Annotated in this window: 14 protein-coding genes; 4 read left to right on the plus strand and 10 right to left on the minus strand. The window is 74.4% G+C overall.

Annotated elements, in window-relative coordinates:
- Nucleotides 1-53 precede the first annotated feature (53 nt).
- Nucleotides 54-1,694: a Stk1 family PASTA domain-containing Ser/Thr kinase gene (locus ACZ4W9_RS15015; RefSeq protein WP_467935698.1), complete on the plus strand. Its 1,641-nt coding sequence runs from the start codon at nt 54-56 to the stop codon at nt 1,692-1,694.
- A gap of 124 nt (nt 1,695-1,818) precedes the next feature.
- Here the strand turns inward: ACZ4W9_RS15015 and ACZ4W9_RS15020 are convergent, their stop codons facing one another.
- Complete coding sequence (locus ACZ4W9_RS15020; RefSeq protein WP_467935728.1) at nt 1,819-2,358, minus strand: bacterial proteasome activator family protein; 540 nt, start codon at nt 2,356-2,358, stop codon at nt 1,819-1,821.
- A 174-nt stretch (nt 2,359-2,532) separates the two neighbouring features.
- Here ACZ4W9_RS15020 and ACZ4W9_RS15025 point away from each other — a divergent pair, with 174 nt between their 5' ends.
- Nucleotides 2,533-3,357: a hypothetical protein gene (locus ACZ4W9_RS15025; RefSeq protein WP_467935699.1), complete on the plus strand. Its 825-nt coding sequence runs from the start codon at nt 2,533-2,535 to the stop codon at nt 3,355-3,357.
- Between the two features lie 26 nt (nt 3,358-3,383).
- Here the strand turns inward: ACZ4W9_RS15025 and ACZ4W9_RS15030 are convergent, their stop codons facing one another.
- The 7 genes from ACZ4W9_RS15030 to pdhA form a co-directional block, all read right to left on the minus strand.
- Nucleotides 3,384-4,364 (minus strand): NAD(P)H-quinone oxidoreductase, encoded by a 981-nt coding sequence (locus tag ACZ4W9_RS15030; protein WP_467935701.1) that lies wholly within the window; start codon nt 4,362-4,364, stop codon nt 3,384-3,386.
- A 29-nt stretch (nt 4,365-4,393) separates the two neighbouring features.
- Nucleotides 4,394-5,491 (minus strand): potassium channel family protein, encoded by a 1,098-nt coding sequence (locus tag ACZ4W9_RS15035; RefSeq protein WP_467935702.1) that lies wholly within the window; start codon nt 5,489-5,491, stop codon nt 4,394-4,396.
- On the minus strand, nt 5,488-6,912 hold the full coding sequence (locus ACZ4W9_RS15040) for a molybdopterin molybdotransferase MoeA (protein ID WP_467935703.1): 1,425 nt from the start codon (nt 6,910-6,912) through the stop codon (nt 5,488-5,490). The genes ACZ4W9_RS15035 and ACZ4W9_RS15040 overlap by 4 nt, the downstream gene beginning before the upstream one ends.
- Nucleotides 6,909-7,913 (minus strand): DUF6457 domain-containing protein, encoded by a 1,005-nt coding sequence (locus tag ACZ4W9_RS15045; protein WP_467935704.1) that lies wholly within the window; start codon nt 7,911-7,913, stop codon nt 6,909-6,911. The genes ACZ4W9_RS15040 and ACZ4W9_RS15045 overlap by 4 nt, the downstream gene beginning before the upstream one ends.
- 70 nt (nt 7,914-7,983) lie before the next feature.
- A complete protein-coding gene (locus tag ACZ4W9_RS15050) occupies nt 7,984-9,345 on the minus strand; it encodes a dihydrolipoamide acetyltransferase family protein (protein WP_467935706.1) in 1,362 nt (453 codons plus the stop codon).
- Nucleotides 9,345-10,349: an alpha-ketoacid dehydrogenase subunit beta gene (locus ACZ4W9_RS15055; protein ID WP_467935707.1), complete on the minus strand. Its 1,005-nt coding sequence runs from the start codon at nt 10,347-10,349 to the stop codon at nt 9,345-9,347. The genes ACZ4W9_RS15050 and ACZ4W9_RS15055 overlap by 1 nt, the downstream gene beginning before the upstream one ends.
- Nucleotides 10,346-11,521, minus strand: coding sequence for a pyruvate dehydrogenase (acetyl-transferring) E1 component subunit alpha (gene pdhA / locus ACZ4W9_RS15060; RefSeq protein ID WP_467935708.1), 1,176 nt, complete (start codon nt 11,519-11,521; stop codon nt 10,346-10,348). The genes ACZ4W9_RS15055 and pdhA overlap by 4 nt, the downstream gene beginning before the upstream one ends.
- Nucleotides 11,522-11,695: 174 nt before the next feature.
- Here pdhA and ACZ4W9_RS15065 point away from each other — a divergent pair, with 174 nt between their 5' ends.
- Nucleotides 11,696-12,196 carry an Lrp/AsnC family transcriptional regulator gene (locus ACZ4W9_RS15065; protein ID WP_467935709.1) on the plus strand — a complete coding sequence of 167 codons (501 nt, stop codon included), beginning with the start codon at nt 11,696-11,698 and terminating at the stop codon, nt 12,194-12,196.
- Between the two features lie 2 nt (nt 12,197-12,198).
- Here the strand turns inward: ACZ4W9_RS15065 and ACZ4W9_RS15070 are convergent, their stop codons facing one another.
- The gene (locus ACZ4W9_RS15070) at nt 12,199-12,786 is read right to left on the minus strand and encodes a TetR/AcrR family transcriptional regulator (RefSeq protein ID WP_467935711.1); all 588 of its coding nucleotides are present in this window, start codon (nt 12,784-12,786) and stop codon (nt 12,199-12,201) included.
- A complete protein-coding gene (locus ACZ4W9_RS15075; protein WP_467935712.1) occupies nt 12,783-14,297 on the minus strand; it encodes a 3-hydroxyacyl-CoA dehydrogenase in 1,515 nt (504 codons plus the stop codon). The genes ACZ4W9_RS15070 and ACZ4W9_RS15075 overlap by 4 nt, the downstream gene beginning before the upstream one ends.
- 149 nt (nt 14,298-14,446) lie before the next feature.
- Here ACZ4W9_RS15075 and paaN point away from each other — a divergent pair, with 149 nt between their 5' ends.
- A complete protein-coding gene (gene paaN / locus ACZ4W9_RS15080; RefSeq protein ID WP_467935713.1) occupies nt 14,447-16,141 on the plus strand; it encodes a phenylacetic acid degradation protein PaaN in 1,695 nt (564 codons plus the stop codon).
- Nucleotides 16,142-16,239: the final 98 nt, after the last annotated feature.

Below are 16,239 nucleotides of genomic sequence, written 5' to 3' on the forward strand. Positions count from 1 at the left end.
AAGGCCTGTTCGCTGGATCACGGCGCCGGACGGCCACTGGGGGACGCGGAGAGATGAGCCAGCACGGCGCACGGGGCCGGTACGCGGGGCAGGCCCTGGCCCAGGGCCGCTACCAGCTGCGCGACCTGCTCGGCGAGGGCGGCATGGCCTCGGTGCACCTGGCGCACGACACGGTGCTGGACCGTCCGGTCGCGATCAAGACCCTGCACACCGAACTCGGCCGGGAACCGGCGTTCCGCGAGCGCTTCCGCCGCGAGGCGCAGGCCGTGGCCAAGCTCACGCACACCAACATCGTCTCCGTCTTCGACACCGGCGAGGACGAGCTGGACGGCATGGCCACGCCGTACATCGTCATGGAGTACGTCGAGGGCCGGCCGCTGGGCTCGGTCCTGGAGGAGGACGTCCGGCAGTACGGCGCGATGCCCGCCGACAAGGCGCTGAAGGTCACCGCCGACGTGCTCGCCGCCCTGGAGATCAGCCACGAGATGGGGCTGGTCCACCGCGACATCAAGCCGGGCAACGTGATGACGACCAAGCGCGGTGTGGTCAAGGTCATGGACTTCGGCATCGCCCGCGCCATGCAGTCCGGCGTCACCTCGATGACCCAGACCGGCATGGTCGTGGGCACCCCGCAGTACCTCTCGCCCGAGCAGGCCCTGGGCCGTGGCGTGGACGCACGCTCCGACCTGTACTCGGTCGGCATCATGCTCTTCCAGCTGGTCACCGGGCGGCTGCCGTTCGACGCGGACTCGCCGCTGGCGATCGCGTACGCGCATGTGCAGGAGGAGCCCGTGGCGCCCTCCTCGGTCAACCGCTCGCTGCCGCCCGCCGTGGACGCGCTGGTGGCCCGCGCGCTGAAGAAGAACCCGAACGAACGCTTCCCGACCGCCGAGGCCATGCGCGACGAGTGCCTGCGCGTCGCGGCCTCCCTGGGGGCGGCTCCGCCGAGCATCGTGCCGGACGCCGGGCCGCGGCAGAGCGGTTCCGGCGTCGGCTCCGCGGTGTTCCCGCCGGTCGACCAGGCGGCCCCCGCCCCGCACGGGCAGGTCCGGACGCCGTACCAGCCGGCCCCGCCCCCGCACCCGTACGGCCACCCGGCCCCCGCCCCGGCCTACGGCTACCCGTCGCAGGGCGGCTACCAGGCCCCGCCCGCCGCCTACGGCCCGCAGGGCACCGCCCCGACCCCGCCGCCGTACACCATGTCGCCCCAGCCGCCCCGGCAGAACCGGCCGTCCGCCGGGCCGGGGCGCGGCAGACGGCCGGCGGTCATCACCTCGGTCGCGGTGGCGGCCATCGTGGTCGCCGGGGTGGTCGTCGCGCTGACGCTGCGCGACGGCGGCGACGCCGAGGCCGGGGGCACCGGTGCCTCGGCGTCGGCGTCCGCGTCCCACCGGGCGGGCTACCGCGGGCCGGACCCCACGCGGCGGATCGACAAGAGCGCGTGCACCGACCCGCAGGAGTCCTGGCGCGACTCCGACAAGATCGAGCTGCCCGACTTCCGGTACAAGGACATCGCCTCCGTGAAGCAGTGCCTCCAGGCCGCGGGCTGGAAGTGGAAGATCGGCCACGAGGACGACAACACCTGGGGCGAGGGCACGGTCCTCAAGCAGTTCCCCGAGCAGGGCGCCGATGTCGACCCGGACGACGTGGGCACCATCCAGCTGAACGTGTCCACGGGCAATCCCCCGCAGTGACCGGCGGCCGGGGCGCGGCCCTCGCGCGCCCGCCCCACGGCCACGGGACAGGACAAGGGCCCGGCGGTCGTCCGCCGGGCCCCTTCGTGTCGTAGTCGGGTCGGGTGAGCGCTTCGGGCGCGGATTACAGGTACGGGCCGCCCGAACGGCCGCCCGCGTGGTGCTCGTCGCCGCCCTCGGGACCGGCCACGCCGGGCGGGAGCGCGCGGCGCATCTGCTCCAGCTGGGCCCGCGCGGCCATCTGCTGGGCGAACAGCGTCGTCTGGATCCCGTGGAAGAGGCCCTCCAGCCAGCCCACCAACTGTGCCTGGGCGATCCGCAGTTCCGCGTCGCTCGGGGTGGCGTCGTCGGTGAACGGCAGGGAGAGCCGCTCCAGCTCCTCCACCAGCTGGGGAGCCAGACCGTCCTCCAGCTCCTTCACGGAGCTGGCGTGGATCTCCTTCAGCCGCACCCGGCTGGCCTCGTCGAGGGGAGCCGCCCGCACCTCCTCCAGCAGCTGCTTGATCATGCTGCCGATCCGCATGACCTTGGCCGGCTGTTCCACCTGCTCCGTCACCGGGGTCTCGCGGGAGTCCTCGTCCCCGCCGCCGAGTGTCATCCCGTCCTGACCCACGACGAGGATCTGGGGATTCTCCGGCGACCGTTCGTTCCTCGGCATCTCCATGCCGACATTCTCTCGCACGCCCCCACCTCGGCATCGTGGCGCCCCCGCGTGGCGCCGTCCGGCCGCTTCGACCCATCGGCCCAATCCGGCATGCCCTCTGCGGGATCGGATGTGAGGCTGGTTCCGGTCGGTTATCCATCGGTCACGACACCTGGGCTCCGGGAGGTCACCGACGTGACTCCACGCCTGCGACTCACGCTCCGCTGTCTGCGGCTTCCGGCCGTGCTCACGGCGGCGGCGCTGCCGTGGTACGGCATCGCCGTCGTGTACGGCAGCCCGCCCGCGCACACCGCCGAGCCGGGCCCCGCCGCCGCGTCCGCGCACTACGGCGAGCAGCGGCCGGGACCCGCGCGGGACGCGCCGCCGGCGTGGTCGCTGCCGGGGCACCCGGCCCCGGGCCACTCGGCCGGGACCCGTTCCGCCGCGGCCCGTCCGCACACCGGCCCTCCGGACACCGGGCGCGGCGCCGGCGAGGGGGAACATCCCGGGCGCGATCATCCGGACCGGGACCGACCGGACCACGGCCGGCCGGGCCGGGGGCCTTCCCCGTCCGCCGGGCTCGCGCTGGAGGGCTCGGCCGCCCCCGTCCCTGTGCCGCCCGGCTCCGCGTCGGCGTCGGTCCACCCCTATCGCTCCCTCGCCTGGACCGAGCCCACCCGGGCGGGCAGCAGGCCCGGGGAGGGGCGGATGCGTCCGGGCCGGCCGGACGGGCCCCCGGCCGAGGCGGAGGACGAGGACGACTCCGCCGCCGCCACCCCGGCCGTCCAGCCGGCGGAGCCGGAGACCACGGACGTGCCCGCCGCCTCCGAGGAGCCGCCCGAGGAGGCCGGTGCCGACTCCGCCCCGCCCGCGCCGCGGACCGGCACCCGGCAGGCGGCCCCGCGGAGCGAGGCCGCCACGGAGCCGGTCCTGAGGATCCTGCCGCTGGGCAGCGGCCTCGTGCTCATCGGGCTGGGCCTCGGCCTGGCCCTGCTGGGCCTGAGACTGCGCAGGAGCTGAGCGAACCGCGCGGGGGCGGCGGGCCGCTACGGCGCGACCAGCAGCACCTTGCCGATGTGACCGCTGTCCTCCACCAGCCGGTGCGCCTCGGCCGCCTCCGGCATCGGCACCTCCCGGTCCACGACCGGCCGGACGTGCCCGTCGGCGAGCAGCGGCCACACGTGCTCGCGCACGGCGGCGACGATGGCCGCCTTCTCCTCCAGCGGGCGGCCGCGCAGCGAGGTCGCGCTGATGGCGCCCCGCTTGTTCAGCAGCGCGCCGATGTTCAGCTCGCCCTTCACACCGCCCTGCATGCCGATGATGGCCAGGCGTCCGTTGACGGCGAGGGCCTGGACGTTGCGGTCCAGGTACTTGGCCCCCATGTTGTCCAGGATGACGTCGGCACCCGCGCCGTCGGTGGCCTGCTTGATCTCGGCGACGAAGTCCTGCTCGCGGTAGTTGATGAGCACGTCGGCGCCCAGCTCGGCGCAGCGGTCCAGCTTCTCCCGCGTGCCGGCGGTCACCGCGACCCTGGCGCCGACGGCCTTGGCGAGCTGGATCGCCATGGTGCCGATGCCGCTGGAGCCGCCGTGCACCAGCAGCGTCTCGCCCGGACGCAGATGGGCGACCATGAACACGTTGGACCAGACCGTGCAGACCACCTCGGGCAGCGCCGCCGCCTGCCGGGGGGAGAGGCCCTCGGGCACCGGCAGCAGCTGTCCGGCCGGTACGACGGCCTTCTCGGCGTAGCCGCCGCCCGCGAGGAGCGCGCACACCTCGTCGCCGACGGCCCAGCCGGAGACGCCGGGGCCGAGCGCGGCGATCCGGCCGGAGCACTCCAGGCCGGGGTAGGGGGAGGCACCGGGCGGAGGGGAGTAGGCGCCCTGGCGCTGGAGGATGTCGGCGCGGTTGACGGCGCTGGCCACCACCTCGACCAGCACCTCGCCCTCGCCGGGCACCGGATCGGGGACCTCCGCCCACACCAGTGCCTCGGGACCACCGGGTTCGGGAATCGTGATCGCATGCATGCGGGTGACGCTACTCCCCACCGGCCCCGTCAGCCGTGCGGCAGGGGGCGGGTGTCCGGGGTGACCTGGCTGCCCGGGGTGGCCCGGACGATGGCGATGAGCCGGTCCGTCAGCTGGAGGGTGCCGACGGACGGATCGTCGTAGCCGAGCACCCGGTGGCCGCGGACGACGCTCAGCACCAGGTCGTCCGTCTCGCGCGGCGTCTTGCCCACCTCGGCGCGCACCACGGGCCGCTCCACGAGGTCGAGTCCGCTGCCCTGCTGGATCAGGTCCTCCATCACCATGCCGGCGGCCGGGCTCAGCACCGACAGGCCGAGCAGCCGGCCGGCCGCGCCGGAGCTGGTGATGACGGCGTCGGCGCCGGACTGGCGCAGCAGCGGGGCGTTCTCCTCCTCGCGGACGGCGGCCACGATCTTGGCGCCGCGGTTGAGCTGGCGGGCGGTCAGGGTGACGAGGACGGCGGTGTCGTCGCGCTGCGGGGCGACGATGATCTGCCGGGCCTTGTGCACCTCGGCCCGCTTGAGCACGTCGCTGCGGGTGGCGTCGCCTATGACCCCGGCGTAGCCCTCGGCGTTCGCGGCGTCGATCGCCTTGGAGCTGGGGTCGACCACGACGACCTGCTCCCTCTTCAGCCCGGTCGCGCAGACGGTCTGGACGGCCGACCGCCCCTTCGTGCCGAAGCCGATGACGACGGTGTGATCGCGCAAGGTGGACCTCCAGCGGTTCAGGCGCCATTCCTCACGGGTGCGTTCGGTGAGGACCTCCAGCGTGGTGCCGACCAGAATGATCAGGAACAGCACGCGCAGGGGCGTGATGAGCAGGATGTTGGCGAGCCGGGCCCCGTCGCCGACCGGGGTGACATCGCCGTACCCCGTGGTGGAGAGGGTCACGGTCGCGTAGTAGAAGGCGTCGAGGAGGTCGACGGAGCCGTCGGCGTTGTCGTGGTAGCCGTCGCGGTCGAAGTAGACGATCAGCGCGGTGGCCACCAGCACCACCAGGGCCATGACCAGTCGCTTGACGACCTGGCGGACCGGGCGTTCCATCACTTTCCTCGGGAGTTTCACCCGATGGGTCACCAGATGCTCGTCCGCTTGGCGGGCGATGGCGTCGTGGCCCGGAAGTTTCACGTGAAACACACCCCGATTCCGGCGCTGGCCCATGGCAGGTCCAGCAGTTCCGCCTCCTCGCCCTGCCGGGCCCCGCCCGGGGGCACGACGGCCAGCGCGTCGGCGGCGGCGATGCCGCGGAGCATCGCCGGACCGTTGTAGCGCAGCGGCACGGCATGGTCCCCGCGCAGCACCACGGGGATGAGCCGGGTGTCGTACGGGTGCCCCTGCACCGCCTCCTTCAGGGGCAGGGTGTACGGCTCGGGCGCGGGCCGGGCGGCGAGGGTCCGCAGCAACGGCTCGGCGAGCGTGAGCAGCCCGGAGACGGCCGCGAGCGGGTTGCCGGGCAGGCCGACGAGGTGCCGGCCGTCCTTGGTGCGGGCCAGCAGCATGGGGTGGCCGGGGCGCACCTTGACGCCGTCGACGAGGAGTTCGGCGCCGATGCGTTCCAGGACCGGGTGGACGTGGTCGACGGGTCCGGCGGCGGTGCCGCCCGTGGTGACGACGAGGTCGGCCCGGGAACCGGTGACCGCCTTGCGCAGCGCCCGGGCGTCGTCGCCGATCCTGCGCACGGCGATGACGTCGGCGCCGAGCGCACGCAGCCAGGGCGGCAGCATGGGGCCGAGGGCGTCCCTGATCAGCCCGTCGTGCGGCAGGCCCTCGGCCAGCAATTCGTCGCCGAGGATCAGGAGTTCGGCGCGCGGGCGGGGAACGACGGTGACCGTGTCGTAGCCGGCCGCCGCGGCGAGACCCAGCACGGCGGGGGTGACGAGGGTGCCGACGGGCAGCAGCTGGTCGCCGGTGCGGCACTCCTGGCCCCGGGGGCGGATGTCCTGGCCGTGGAACATCTCGCGGGTGGGATGCAGCCGCCCCTGGGCGTCGGTCCGGCCGTGCTCGGTGCGCAGGACGGCGGTGGTGTCGGCGGGGACGCGGGCGCCGGTGGCGATGCGGACCGCCTCGCCGTCGGTGAGCGGCTCTGGCAGGGCGTGCCCGGCGAGGACGCCCTCCTCCCGTACCTGCCAGGGGCCGGGGCCGGCGACCGCCCAGCCGTCCATCGCGGAGGTGTCGAAGGAAGGAAGGTCGGCGAGGGCGTCCAGGGGGGCGGCCAGGACCAGCCCGAGGGCGTCGCCGAGGGCCGCGGAGACGGGGGCGCGCCGGGGTCCGGCCGGGGTGTCCGCCGGGTCGTCCCGGCCGTGGGCGCGCGCGGTGCGGGCGGCGCGGGCGGCGATCTCGCGGGCGTGGGGCCAGGGGGTGGCCGTGTGCCGATCGGCGGGCCCGCCGGACTGCCGCGCGGCCGGACCCGCGGGCGGGCCGCTTGCCGGGCCGTCGTCCCCGGGCTCCCTGTGGGGTTCCCTCACCAGCGCCAGGGCCTCCTCGACGTCGAGGTCGTCGGTGTCGTCGGCGTCGGCGGGCGTTGCGGCCCGGGTGCCGGGGGCGGTCATCCGGCGTCCGGGGCGCTCGGGCCCCCGCCGCTCGCGCTCTTGCCGTCGCCGTCGTTCTCCTCCTGCCACCGCAGGGCCAGCGCGGCGGCCCTGCGGGCGGCTTCGGCGACGGCCTCGGGGCCGCCCGCGCCCCGGGCCGCGGCGTAGCCGACGAGGAAGGTGGTCAGCGGGGCGGCCGGGCGGGCCACGCCGTGGGCGGCGTCCCGGGCCAGGTCGAGCAGGACGCCGGTGTCGACGTCCAGGTCGATGCCCAGCTCGTCCTTGACTGCGGAGATCCATTCATCCAACACGTGCCCATGCTCCCTGATGCGTGCCCTGGCGTCGGCGATGTCGTCCCAGGTGTCGCAGTCGAAGGACGCGAGGGGATCCGGGACGCGGGTGAGGCGGAGGGCGCCGGTCAGCCGGCGCAGGGGCAGCCCGGTGAGCCCGTCGGGGGCGGCGGCGAGGGCGGCCAGCTCGCGGCGCAGGGCGGCGGTGCGGTAGACGGCCACGAGCGGCTGGTCGCGGCCGTCGGCGTCGGTGAGGAGCGCGCCGTCGGCGCCGGTGCCCCGAAGGGCCGTCAGCAGCCGCCCGATCGTGGCGGACCGGAGAAAGGGCAGGTCGGCGGAGAGGACGGCGGTGTACTCGGCGACGGTGCGGTCGGCGGTGGTGCGCCCGACGGTGGCACGGTCGGCGATGGCGCGGGCGGCGGTGGCACGGTCGGCGACGGCGCGGTCGGCGGTGGTGTGCCGCAGTCCGGCCGCCAGCGCGGCGAGCGGGCCGCCGCCGGGCGGTTCCTCGCGCGTCCAGCGCACCGGGCGGGCGGTGGGCCGGGGCGCGGCCACGACGACGGTCGTCCGGGCGTCGGCGCAGGCCGCGAGCACCCGGTCGAGCAGGGCCCGGCCGCCGACCCGGACGCCGGGCTTGTCGGCCCCGCCGAGCCGCCGGGCGGACCCGCCGGCCAGGACGACGGCGTCGTACGTGGCGGGTGTCCCGGGTGCGGCGGGTGCGGCGTCGGTCACCCCACGAGTATGTCCCGTCGCCCCCTCCTTGCGGACCGGGCGGGGGTCACAGGATGCGCACGCCCGTCCCTCACAGGGTGCGCAGCAGCACCGCCGGCTGTTCCACGCAGTCCGCCACGTACCGCAGGAAGCCGCCCGCCGTGCCGCCGTCGCACACCCGGTGGTCGAAGGTGAGCGAGAGCTGCACGACCTGACGGACGGCCAGCTCGCCCTCGTGCACCCACGGTTTGGGCACGATGCGGCCGACGCCGAGCATGGCCGCCTCGGGGTGGTTGACGATCGGTGTGGAGCCGTCGACGCCGAAGACGCCGTAGTTGTTCAGCGTGAAGGTGCTCCCGGTGAGTTCCCCGGGGGTCAGCGTGCCGGTGCGGGCGGCCTCGGTGAGCCGGGCGAACTCGGCGGTCAGGGACTCGGCGTCGCGGGCGTGGGCGTCCCGGACGACCGGCACGACCAGTCCGCGGTCGGTCTGGGCGGCGAAACCGAGGTGGACGCGGTCGAGCCGGACGATCTCGCGTGCCCCGGTGTCCACGAAGGAGTTCAGCTCGGGGAACCGGGCCAGTGCGGCGGTGCAGATCCGGGCGAGCAGCGCGAGGAGGGAGATCCTGGGGCCGCCGGCCTCGTTCATCGCGGCGCGGGCGCGCAGGAGTCCGGTCGCGTCGGCGTCGACCCAGCAGGTGGCGTCCGGGATCTCCCGGCGGCTGCGGGCGAGCTTGTCGGCCACGGCGCCTCGGACGCCGTTGAGCGGGATCCGCACCCCGTCCTCGCCGCGAGGAACCGCCGCGGCGACCGGTACGGCCGGTTCGCTCCCCGCGGAAGCCGGCGCCGCCCGGCCGGTGGCCGCACCCGCGGGGGCGCCCCGGGTGCGCAGGGCGTCCTCGACGTCCGCGCGCAGGATGAGGCCGTCCGGGCCGGAGCCGCTCAGCTGCCGCAGGTCGACGCCGTTGTCCCGGGCGAGCTTGCGCACCAGCGGGGAGATCACGGGGACCGGTCCCTCGACGGGCGGGGGTGTCGGTGCCGCCTTCGGTGCGGCCACGCGCGCGTGGGGCGCCGTCCCGGCGGCCGCGGTGCGCCGGGGCTGCCCGTCGGCGGTGGCCGTGCCCGCCCGGACCCGGCGGCGGCGGGCCGCCGGTGGCTGGGTGCCGTAGCCCACCAGGACGTTGCCCGAGCCCTCCGGGCCGCCCTCCGGTTCGTCGACGGCGACCGTCAGCAGCGGGGCGCCGACGGGCAGTTCGGTGCCCTCCTCGCCGAAGCGGGCGGTGACCACGCCGCCGTAGGGGCAGGGCACCTCCACCATCGCCTTGGCCGTCTCCACCTCGACCACCGGCTGGTCGACGGTGACCACGTCGCCGACCTGGACCAGCCAGCGGACGATCTCCGCCTCGGTGAGTCCTTCGCCGAGGTCGGGCAGCTTGAACTCCAGCACCCGGGCCATCAGTTCCCCGCCTCCCACTGCAGCCGGGCCACGGCGTCCAGGATGCGGTCGACGCCGGGCAGGTGGTGCCGCTCCAGCATGGGCGGCGGGTAGGGGATGTCGAAGCCGGCCACGCGCAGCACGGGTGCCTCCAGGTGGTGGAAGCAGCGTTCGGTGATGCGGGCCGCGATCTCTCCGCCCGGCCCGCCGAACCCGGTGGACTCGTGGACGACGACCGCGCGGCCGGTGCGCCGGACGGCCGCGCAGACCGTCTCGTCGTCGAACGGCACCAGGGAGCGCAGGTCGATCACCTCCAGGTCCCAGCCCTCGGCCCGGGCGGCGTCGGCGGCCTCCAGGCAGACCGGCAGCGAGGGGCCGTAGGTGATCAGCGTGGCGCTGGTGCCGGGGCGGCGCACCACCGCGCGTCCGAGGGGCGCCACCTCCTCGGGCCGCTCGGGGTTCCAGGCGTCCTTCGACCAGTAGAGCCGCTTGGGCTCCAGGAAGACCACCGGGTCGTCGGAGGCGATGGCCCGGCGCAGCAGGCCGTAGGCGTCGGCGACGGTGGCCGGGGTGACGACGTGCAGGCCCGGGGTGGCCATGTAGTAGGCCTCGGACGAGTCGCTGTGGTGCTCGACGCCGCCGATGCCGCCGCCGTAGGGGACGCGCACGGTGATCGGCAGGGGCACCCGGCCGCGCGTGCGGTTGCGCATCCGGGAGACGTGGCTGACCAGTTGCTCGAACGCCGGGTAGGCGAAGGCGTCGAACTGCATCTCCACGACCGGGCGCAGGCCGTACATCGCCATGCCGACGGCGGTGCCGAGGATGCCGGCCTCGGCGAGCGGGGTGTCGGTGCAGCGGTCCTGGCCGAACTCCTTGGCCAGTCCGTCGGTGACACGGAAGACGCCGCCGAGGGTGCCGACGTCCTCGCCCAGGACGTGCACGGCGGGGTCGTCGGCCATGGCGTCGCGCATCGCGCGGGTGAGCGCCTGGGCCAGGGTGGCGGGCTTGACGGCGACGGTGGTCATCGGGCGCCGCCTTCCCGCGCGCCGGGCTCCTCGCCGGATCCGCCGGACTGCTCCCGCTCGGCCTCCAGCTCGGCCCGCAGCAGGGCGCGCTGCTCGCGCAGTTGGGGGGTGCTCTCCGCGTAGACGTGGTCGAAGAGCGCCATGGGGTCCGGCTCGGGGTCCCGGTTCATGCGTTCCCGCAGGGAGGCGGCCATGGTCTCGGCGTCCTGCCGGGCGGCCTCGATGCCGGCCTCGTCCAGCAGTCCGCGTCCGGTCAGCTCGCGTTCCAGCAGCTCGACCGGGTCGTGCGCACGCCAGGCCGCGACCTCGGCGTCCTCCCGGTAGCGGGTGGCGTCGTCGGCGTTGGTGTGGGCCTCCAGGCGGTACGTCACCGCCTCCACCAGGGTGGGACCGCCGCCCGCGCGCGCGTGCCGAACGGCCTCGTCGAGGACCTCGTGCACGGCCGCGGCGTCGTTGCCGTCGACCAGCCGGCCCGGCATGCCATACCCGACGGCCTTGTGGGCCAGGGAGGGCGCGGCGGTCTGCTTGGCGAGCGGCACGGAGATGGCGAAGCCGTTGTTCTGGACCAGGAAGACGACCGGGGCCTGCCACACGGCGGCGAAGTTCAGCGCCTCGTGGAAGTCGCCCTCGCTGGTGCCGCCGTCGCCGACCATGGCGAGCGCCACCACGTCGTCCCCCTTGAGGCGGGCGGCGTGGGCGAGGCCGACGGCGTGCGGCAACTGGGTGGCCAGCGGGGTGCTGAGGGGGGCCACCCGGTGGGCATAGGGGTCGTAGCCGCCGTGCCAGTCGCCGCGCAGCAGGGTGAGCGCCTCGACGGGGTCCACGCCCCGGGCGATGACGGCGAGCGTGTCGCGGTAGCTGGGGAAGAGCCAGTCGCGCTCCTCCAGGGCCAGGGCGGCACCGATCTGGCAGGCCTCCTGGCCGGTGCTGGACGGGTAGACGGCGAGCCGGCCCTGCTTGGTCAGGGCGGTGGCCTGCGTGTTGTAGCGGCGCCCGCGCACCAGCTGGGTATAGAGCCGCAGCAGCAGGTCGGGGGCGGTCCTGGCGGCCGGCCCGGTGCCGAGTACGCGGTAGGGCTCGGCGTCGGGCAGCAGCGGCGCGGGGTCCGTACGGGGCTGCCAGGCGGGCGGCGGCGACGGCCGGTACGCGCCCCGCTGCTCCAGAACCGTCATGACGGCACCTCCTCGTGGGAGTGGCTACGGAGACGGGTCGGCTGTGACCCGTCTCACCTACCGATTGTTCGGTCGTCGGCACATTTTGGCTACAGGCACCCCCCGGCTGTGGACAAACGGTTCTGCACAGCCTGGAATGAACGCAGGACGTCCACGGCGAGGAAGCGGGGGGACATGGCGCCTGAACAAATGGCCGACGGGCCGCGGGAGGGCGGCGCGCTGCCGCCGCCGCGCCCGCTGGACGCCATCGACCAGGACATCCTGAAGATCCTCCAAGCGGACGGCCGCGCCTCGATACGCTCCGTCGCCGAGCGCGTCCACGTCTCGCGCGCCAACGCCTACGCCCGGATCAACCGGCTCGTCGAGGACGGGGTGATCCGGGGGTTCGGCGCCCGCGTGGACCACGAGCGGGCCGGCCACGGCACGTCCGCCTACATCACGCTGAAGATCGTGCAGAACAGCTGGCGCACGGTCCGTGAGCAGCTCCGCCGGCTGCCCGGCGCCTCCCACATCGCCCTGGTGGGCGGCGACTTCGATGTGCTGCTGCTGGTGCACACGCCCGACAACCGGGCGCTGCGCGAGCTGGTGCTGACCCGGCTCCAGGCGATCCCCGAGGTGCTCAGCACCCGCACGCTGCTGGTATTCGAGGAGGAGGACCTGGAGCCGGACGGCTGAGGTCAGCCCCGGCGCAGCCCGGAGAAGACCAGCTGGACGACGGCGTCGGCCACGTCCCGGTCGCTGGCGCCGCGCACGTCCGGCCGGTACCACTCCACGATGGAGTTGATCATCCCGAAGACCAGCCGGGTGGCGAGCCGCACTTCCACGTCGCCGCGTATGTCCCCGTCGTCCGCCGCCGCCTTCATCAGCCCGGCCACCCGGTGGTCGAAGTCGCGGCGCCGCTCCAGCGCCCACCGCTCGGTCTCGGTGTTGCCGCGCACGCGCAGCAGCAGCGTGACGTAGGGCAACTCGGCGGTGAGCACCTCCACCATGCGGCGCACCACGTGCTCCAGCCGGTCGGCGGCGCGCCCCGCGCGCGCGTGCTCCTCGTCCAGGATCGCGAACAGCCCGTCCAGGGCGCGGCTGACGGCCCGGCGCAGCAGTTCCTCCTTGCCGCTGACGTGGTGGTAGATCGACGACTTGGAGATGCCGGCGGCCTTGGACAGGTGCTCCATGGAAGTGCCGTCGTAGCCGCGCTCGTTGAAGACCCGCACGGCGACGGAGAGCAGCGTCTCGGGAGTGTAGGTGTCGCGTCGGGCGGTGGTCATGAGGTGCTCTCCCGCCGGTCGTTGGCGTAGGCGTGCCGGTAGAGCGCGAGGGACGGCGCGTAGCGTCCGCAAGGGTCGCGCTCGTGCATCTCGTCCAGGATGTCGTAGGCGAAGTCCCGCCCGAGCCTGCGGTCCCACTCGAAGGGGCCGAGCGGGTAGTTGACGCCGAGGCGCATCGCGGTGTCGATGTCCTCCTCGGTGGCCACGCCCTTGGCGACGGCGTCGTGGGCGAGGTCGATGATCCGGGCGACGGTGCGCGCGACGATCATGCCGGGGACGTCGCCGATGACGCTGACGTCCTTGCCGAGTGCCTGGAAGAGCCCGGTGGCCTCGGCGAGGGTCCGCGGCGAGGTGTCCGGGGAGGCGGACAGGGCGATCCGGGTGGCCCTGCGGTAGTCCAGCGCGAGGTCGAAGTAGACGACGTCGCCGAACTCGGCGGAGGTCTGGCCGTCGGCCAGCACCAGGTCCCCGCCGCCGGGCAGCACCAGGCGGGTGCCCTGGTTCTCGTCCTCCTCGCGGACCTGGATGCCCGCCTCCCGGATCAGCGTGAGCAGCTCGGCCGCCGGGCCCAGGCCGCCCTCGGCGACGACGTGGGCGGGCGGCCGCTCCTTGTCGGCGGTGTGCGGCTCGGGCCGCTCGGCGCCGTCGGCGTAGTCGTACCAGCCGCGTCCGCTCTTGCGGCCGAGCCGGCCGGACTCCACCAGGCGCCGCTGGGCCAGGGACGGGGTGAAGCGCACGTCCTGGAAGAAGGACTGCCACACCGAGTGGGTGACGGACTCGTTGACGTCCTGGCCGATCAGGTCGGTCAGCTCGAACGCGCCCATCCTGAAGCCGCCCGACTCGCGCAGGACCGCGTCGATGGTGGCCGGGTCGGCCGCCTGGGACTCGTAGACGGCGAACGCCTCGGCGTAGAAGGGCCGGGCGATGCGGTTGACGATGAAGCCGGGGGTGTCGGCGCACGCCACCGGGGTCTTGCCCCAGGCGCGGGCGGTCTCGTACGCGCGCGTGGCCGACGAGAAGTCGGTGGCGAAGCCGGAGACCACCTCCACCAGGGGCAGCAACGGCGCCGGGTTGAAGAAGTGCAGGCCGACGAAGCGGCCCGGGTGGCGCAGCGCGCCGCCGATCGCCGTCACCGACAGCGAGGAGGTGTTGGTGGCCAGCAGGCAGTCCTCGGCGACGATGTCCTCCAGCTCGCCGAAGAGCCCCTGCTTGACGTCCAGGCGCTCCAGGACCGCCTCCACGACCAGTCCGCAGCCGGCCAGCTCGGCGAGGCCGTCCACGGGCGTGAGGCGGGCGCGGGCCGCGTCCCGGTCGCCGGCGGCGAGCCGGCCCTTGTCCACGAGCCGGTCGAGCCGGGCGCCGATCGCTCCGGCCGCGTCCCGGGCCCGCCCGGGAGCGGCGTCGTACAGCCGTACGGGATGGCCGGCGACCAGCGCGACCTGGGCGATGCCCTGGCCCATGGTGCCGGTGCCGACGACGGCCACGGGGCTGCTGAGGTCGAGTCCTGTCATGTGCGCGATCCTCCCGCACGACGTTTTCCACAGATGCGCCGGACCCCCTTGTCCCGACCGATCGTTCGGTTACTCTAGCTCTGACGGGCAGCCGCTGCCCAGGTCACGGACTCGACGAAGAGGCTCTCCAGACGAGGAGTTGGTCCCGCATGGCCGCCGTACCGACCGCCCACGAGCTGCTCCGGAAGCACCGGCCCACGCTCGACCAGGCGCTGGAAGCGATCCGCACCCGCGCGTACTGGTCCCCGCACCCCGAGCACCCGAAGGCGTACGGCGAGAACGGCAGCCTGGACGCGGCGGCGGGCAAGGCCGCCTTCGACGCCCTGCTGGGCAACCGCCTGGACCTCGCCGACCAGCCGGGCATCGACGACTGGGTGGGCGGGGAGGTCTCTCCGTACGGCATCGAGCTGGGCGTGGCCTACCCGCACGCGGACATCGACGTGCTGCTGCCCGCGATGCGGGCCGGGCAGCGCGCCTGGCGGGAGGCGGGCCCGGAGCTGCGGGCCGCGGTCTGCCTGGAGGTCCTGAAGCGGATCAGCGACCGCACGCACCAGTTCGCACACGCGGTCATGCACACCTCCGGCCAGGCGTTCATGATGGCCTTCCAGGCGGGCGGCCCACACGCCCAGGACCGCGGCCTGGAGGCGGTGGCGTACGCGTACGCGGAGCAGATCCGCACACCGGAGCAGGCGCAGTGGACCAAGCCGCAGGGCAAGCGCGACCCGCTGGTCCTCACCAAGCGGTTCACCGCGGTCCCGCGCGGCATCGGCCTGGTCATCGGCTGCAACACCTTCCCGACCTGGAACGGCTACCCGGGCCTGTTCGCCTCCCTGGCCACCGGGAACGCCGTCCTGGTCAAGCCGCACCCCCGCGCGGTGCTGCCGCTCGCGCTGACCGTCCGGATCGCACGGGACGTGCTCGCCGAGGCGGGCTTCGACCCGAACCTGGTCGCGCTGGCCGCCGAGCGCCCCGGCGAGGGCATCGCGAAGACCCTCGCGCTGCGTCCCGAGGTCAAGATCATCGACTACACGGGCTCCACGGCGTTCGGCGACTGGCTGGAGGCCAACGCCCGCCAGGCGCAGGTCTACACGGAGAAGGCCGGCGTCAACACGGTGATCGTGCACTCCACGGACGACTACCGGGGCATGCTGTCCAACCTGGCGTTCTCGCTGTCCCTGTACAGCGGCCAGATGTGCACCACCCCGCAGAACCTGCTCATCCCCCGCGACGGCATCGCCACCGACCAGGGGCACAAGACCTTCGACGAGGTCACCGCCGATCTCGCCCGCGCGGTCGACGGCCTGCTCGGCGACGACGCCCGCGCGAACGCGCTGCTCGGCGCGATCGTCAACCCGGACGTCAAGGCCCGCCTGGAGGCCGCGGCCGGTCTCGGCGAGGTCGCCCTCGCCTCCCGTGAGATCACCAACCCGGAGTTCCCGGGCGCGGTGGTCCGCACCCCCGTCATCGTCAAGCTGGACGGCGCCAAGCCGGACGACGAGGCGGCGTACACGAGCGAGTGCTTCGGCCCGGTCTCCTTCGCGGTCGCCGTCGACTCGGTGACGGACGCCGTGGAGCTGCTGCGCCGCACCGTCCGCGAGAAGGGCGCCATGACGGTCGGCGCGTACACCACGGACGCCGCGACCGAGCAGGCCGTCGAGGAGGTCTGCCTGGAGGAGGCGGCCCAGCTCTCCCTGAACCTGACCGGCGGGGTGTACGTCAACCAGACGGCCGCCTTCTCCGACTTCCACGGCTCCGGCGGCAACCCCGCGGCCAACGCGGCCCTCACCGACAGCGCCTTCGTGGCCAACCGCTTCCGGATGGTGGAGGTGCGGAGGGAGGCCTAGGTTTTCTGTCCGGGGAGGTTGTGGACAGGTGAGCCAGGTCTCGGCTGAGAGGTCTTGAACGGGTGAGGGCCTTCCGGGTTCGGTGTGGATTGCGACGT

Source organism: Streptomyces sp. NPDC029296 (assembly GCF_055569255.1).

What these genes read in the sequence shown, in the direction of transcription:
- ACZ4W9_RS15050 (WP_467935706.1), bottom strand. Translation starts at nt 9,345, where the DNA reads ATGGCCCGGGTGCTGGAGTTCAAGCTGCCCGACCTCGGCGAAGGACTC.
- ACZ4W9_RS15030 (WP_467935701.1), bottom strand. Translation starts at nt 4,364, where the DNA reads ATGCATGCGATCACGATTCCCGAACCCGGTGGTCCCGAGGCACTGGTG.
- ACZ4W9_RS15070 (WP_467935711.1), bottom strand. Translation starts at nt 12,786, where the DNA reads ATGACCACCGCCCGACGCGACACCTACACTCCCGAGACGCTGCTCTCC.
- ACZ4W9_RS15055 (WP_467935707.1), bottom strand. Translation starts at nt 10,349, where the DNA reads ATGACCACCGTCGCCGTCAAGCCCGCCACCCTGGCCCAGGCGCTCACC.
- pdhA (WP_467935708.1), bottom strand. Translation starts at nt 11,521, where the DNA reads ATGACGGTTCTGGAGCAGCGGGGCGCGTACCGGCCGTCGCCGCCGCCC.
- paaN (WP_467935713.1), top strand. Translation starts at nt 14,447, where the DNA reads ATGGCCGCCGTACCGACCGCCCACGAGCTGCTCCGGAAGCACCGGCCC.
- ACZ4W9_RS15020 (WP_467935728.1), bottom strand. Translation starts at nt 2,358, where the DNA reads ATGGAGATGCCGAGGAACGAACGGTCGCCGGAGAATCCCCAGATCCTC.
- ACZ4W9_RS15040 (WP_467935703.1), bottom strand. Translation starts at nt 6,912, where the DNA reads ATGACCGCCCCCGGCACCCGGGCCGCAACGCCCGCCGACGCCGACGAC.
- ACZ4W9_RS15065 (WP_467935709.1), top strand. Translation starts at nt 11,696, where the DNA reads ATGGCGCCTGAACAAATGGCCGACGGGCCGCGGGAGGGCGGCGCGCTG.
- ACZ4W9_RS15075 (WP_467935712.1), bottom strand. Translation starts at nt 14,297, where the DNA reads ATGACAGGACTCGACCTCAGCAGCCCCGTGGCCGTCGTCGGCACCGGC.
- ACZ4W9_RS15015 (WP_467935698.1), top strand. Translation starts at nt 54, where the DNA reads ATGAGCCAGCACGGCGCACGGGGCCGGTACGCGGGGCAGGCCCTGGCC.